1 protein-coding gene is annotated in these 4,733 nt (G+C 63.6%); it reads left to right on the top strand.

Features of this window, described 5'->3' with window-relative positions:
- The coding region (locus tag K0F86_RS07960) for an S-layer family protein (RefSeq protein ID WP_257572041.1) at positions 1 to 4,733 on the top strand (4,733 nt) is incomplete at both ends.

The raw sequence follows: 4,733 nt of genomic DNA, 5'->3' as shown, positions 1-4,733 counted from the left end.
GCTGGGCGACATGCAAAGCGGCACGGTGAACGCGGGCGGCACGCTGGACGCCAGCGCGCCTGGCGGTGGTAACGGCGGCTTTGTCGAGACATCCGCTGCGCACGTCAAACTCGATGACGCGTTGAAGGTCACGACGGCATCCAGCCACGGCCTGACCGGCACCTGGCTGATCGACCCGACCGACTACACCATCGCGGCGTCCGGCGGCGACCAGACCGGCGCGTTTTATACGAATGCGCTCAAGAGCACCAGTGTCCAGATTCAGAGCGTCTCGGGCGGCAGCGGCACGCTGGGCGACATCAACGTCAACGACACGATTTCATGGTCGGCCAACCAGCTGAAGATGACGGCGCAAAACAATATCAACGTCAACCAGCCGCTGCGCGGTTCCGGCACGGCCAGCCTGGCGCTGGAATATGGCCAGGCTAACGTTGCATCCGGCAACACGAGCAAGTACAACGTCAAGGCCGAGATCGATCTGCCATCGGGGCTGAACTTCAGCACCAAGCTGGGCAGCGACGGCACGGCGACGGCCTACACGGTGATCAACAGCCTGGGCGCGGCCACCAGCACCAGCGGCACCGATTTGCAGGGCCTGAAAAATGCGCTGAGCGGCAACTTCGTGCTGGGTGCAAATATCGACGCCAGCGGCACGTCGAGCACGGCGGTTTGGGGCGCCAACGGCTTCACGCCGATCGGCACCACCGCCACGCCATTCACCGGTCAGTTCGACGGCTTGGGCCATGTCGTGACCGGCTTGACCAGTTCCACCACCGCCTCGGCGGGCCTGGCGGGCCTGTTCGGCTCCAATAGCGGCAGCCTGCGCAATATCGGGCTGGTCGCGCCTGTCATCAGCGCCAATATCGTCGCAGCACAAGGCAATATTGCCGGACTGGCCGGTATCAACAGTGGCACCATCAGCAATGCGTATGTCAGCGGTGGTTCGGTGACGGTCACGACCGGCGCCATCGGCGCCGGCCTCGTCGGACTCAACAGTGGCACAATCAGTGACAGCTACAACAGCAGCAAGGTCAGCGTCGTGGGGAACTATGACTTCTGGCTGGGGGGGCTGGTTGGCAATACCACCAAAACCAGCAGCATTACCAACAGCTATAATGCTGGTGATGTGGTGGGCGCGTACACTGCGGGCGGCCTGACTGGCAACAATCTGGGTATTATCAGCAATAGTTTTAATAGCGGCAATGTGTCAGGAACCAGCAATACAGGGGGGCTAACATCCTATAATCGCGCTACCGGCGTCATCACCAACAGTTTCAATACCGGCACCGTGACGGGCAAAAGCCTGACCGGCGGTCTGGTCGGCTCCAATGTCGCATCCAGCCAGATCATCAATAGCTATTCGACCGGCGCGGTGAGCAGCGTTGGCCTGGTCGCCACCGGCATCGGTGGCTTGGTTGGAGGAAACTCAGGCATTATCAAAAACAGTTACGCGACCGGCACGGTAACGGGCGTCACGGCCGTGGGCGGCGTGGTTGGCACCAACACCAGTGCGGGCTCGATCGTGAATGTGTATTCGTCTGGCGCGGTGAGCCTGCTTCCAGGCGGTTCCGGAGTCCTGGGCGGCGTACTCGGCAGTATCGCTGCCGGCACCAGTCCCGTGATCACTGGCGGGTATTACAACACGACCGTGAACTCTGGCATAGCAGGTGTCGGCAATAACGGCGGCCCCAGCACTCCCTCGCTCACTGGCCTGACATCGACGCAAATGCAAACAGCATCGAATTTCAGCGCCTTTACTTTCACGACCACGACCGGTGCAACGGGCAATAACTGGGTCATGGTCAATACCGACGGCTCGCTCAACGGCGCAGGCAACGCGACAGGCGCCACCGGGCCGATGCTGGCGGCCGAGTACAGCAGCAATATCTACTCGTCGCACCAGTTGCAATTGATGGCAATGAACCTGGCTGGCAACTACACGCTGAAGCAGGATATCAATACCGCCGGTACCGGTACCGCCGGCGATGTGTGGAACGGCGCGACCTTCGTTCCGGTCGGCACGGGAGCAAGCAGCCCGTTCAGCGGCAGCCTCGACGGCGCCGGCCATACCATTTCGGGCCTGGTGGTGAATCGCCCGAGCACCGACTTTTCCGGCCTGTTCGGCTATATTTCCAACGGGGCATCCGTGCGCAATGTCGGCCTGGAAGGGGGCAGCATTACGGGCAGGGATTACACGGGCGCCCTGGTGGGCGCCAATCAGGGAGGCACGGTCAGCGGCAACTTCAGCACGGTCAACGTGACGGGCAACAACTTTGTCGGCGGCCTGGTCGGCAATAGTACGGGCACTATCAACAATAACTATGCGTCCGGAGCGGTCACCGGCATCGATGGCGTGGGTGGCCTGCTCGGCAGCAATGTTGGCTCGGTGATCAATAATTATTCTACTGGCCAGGTGACCGGCAGCACCAATACCGGTGGTTTGCTGGGCTATAACTTCGGCTCGGGCAGCAGCAATTTCTGGGATGCCACCACCAGTGGCATCGCGACGAGCGCGACCGGTACCGGTTTGTCCACCGCGCAAATGAAATTGCTGTCCACCTACAGTGCGCCGGGTTGGAACCTGGCCAGCACGTGGATCGTCTACGACACGAATACCTACCCCTTGCTGCGCGCCTTCATGACGCCGCTGCAGGTGACGTTTGCCTCGAACGCCAGCAAGACCTATGACGGCACCAATAGCTGGGCGGCGCCGGGCTACACGTATTCAAACCCGAACGTCTCGCTGTCCGGTACCCTGAATTACGGCGCGGCGGGCAGCGCCGTCAATGCCGGCACCTACGCCATCACGGCCGGCGGCCTGTATTCAGGCCAGCATGGTTACGCCATCAGTTCCAACCCCACCACCCTGACCATCGACAAGCGCGCCGCGACCCTGAGCGGCGCGACGGTGGTCAGCCGCGACTATGACGGCACCACGGCCGCCACGCTGTCCGGCGGCTCGCTGTCCGGCGTGCTGTTGCAGGACAGCGGCAACCTCACGTTCAACACGGGCGCCTTCGACACCAAGGACGCAGGTACCGGCAAGGCCGTCACGGCGATCACCACCGGCAGCGCCGGCGGCAACTATATTGTCACGGCGAACGGGCTGACCGGCACCATCACGCCGAAAGCGCTGACCTTGTCGGGCCTGGCCGCCACCACCCGGCAATATGACGGCGGCACCACCGCCACCCTGACCGGCGGCTCCCTGACTGGCCTGATCGGCGGCGAAACGTTGAGCCTGGGTACCTCGGCCGGTGCGTATGCCGACAACAACGCCGGCGCCGGCAAGGTGGTGAGGGTGACGGTCGGCGCGCTGCTTGACGGCAGCGGCCTGGCCAGCAACTATACGGTGACCGCGCCGACCAACGTTACCGGCACCATCACGGCCAAGACGCTGACCTGGACTAACCTGGCGGTGGACAACAAAGAGTACGATGGCAACGCGACGGCCGCCATCAACAAGGGCAGCATCACCGGCCTGGTTAGCGGCGAAACGCTGGCGGCAGGCCCTACCGCCGCGTTTGCCGACAAGAACGCCGGCAATGGCAAGACGGTCACCGTCCACACCACCCTGGGCAATGGCGGCGGCGGCCTGGCGTCCAACTACACGCTGGCCGATACTTCAGTGACGGCCAATATCACCAAAGCCACCATTTCCGCGGTCACCAGTATCGTGGTCGGCAGCAAGGTCTACGACGGTGGCCTGAACGCCATCGTCAATGCGGCCGGCGCCACGTTTGCCGGCATGGTCAATGGCGACAGCTTGAGCGTCAGCGCGACCTCGGCCAACTTCATCGACAAGAATGTCGGCAGCGGCAAGGTTGTCAATGCCGGCGGCCTGGCCCTGGGCGGCACGGACGCCGGCAACTACAACCTGACGGCTGCCACGGGCACGGGCACGGGCAGCATCAGCCAGGCGCAAATTGCCAGCGTCAGCGGCATCGCGGCCGCCGGCAAGACCTATGACGGCACGGACGCGGCCATCTTGAACGCCGGCGCCACCTACAACGGCATGTTCGGCGGCGACAGCCTGACGTTTACCGCCACCAAGGCCGCGTTCAGCGACAAGAACGCCGGCACCGGTAAAACGGTCAACGTCAGCGGCATCGCACTCGGTGGCGCGGATGCGGGCAATTACACCCTGGCCAGCAACACGGCCACCGGCACGGGCGATATCGCCAAGGCGACCATCACCGGCGTGACCGGCATCACGGCCGCCGGCAAGACGTATGACGGCACGGACGCGGCCATCTTGAACGCCGGCGCCACCTTCAATGGCCTGCTGGGCAGTGACAGTCTGTCTTTCACCGCCACCAAGGCCGCGTTCAGCGACAAGAACGCCGGCACCGGTAAAACGGTCAACGTCAGCGGCATCGCACTCGGTGGCGCGGATGCGGGCAATTACACCCTGGCCAGCAACACGGCCACCGGCACGGGCGATATCGCCAAGGCGACCATCACGGGCGTGACCGGTATCGCGGCCGCCGGCAAGACGTATGACGCCACGGAGACGGCCACCGTCAGCAACGCCGGCGCCACGTTTGCCGGCATGGTCAATGGCGACAGCTTGAGCGTCAGCGCGACCTCGGCCAACTTCATCGACAAGAATGTCGGCAGCGGCAAGGTTGTCAATGCCGGCGGCCTGGCCCTGGGCGGCACGGACGCCGGCAACTACAACCTGACGGCTGCCACGGGCACGGGCACGGGCAGCATCAGCCAGGCGCAAATTG

This window comes from Janthinobacterium sp. UMAB-60 (assembly GCF_900095235.1).
Classification (GTDB): Bacteria; Pseudomonadota; Gammaproteobacteria; order Burkholderiales; family Burkholderiaceae_D; genus Janthinobacterium.
Note: the sequence above shows the minus strand (reverse complement) of the source record. Positions and strands in the feature narration are given on the sequence as shown.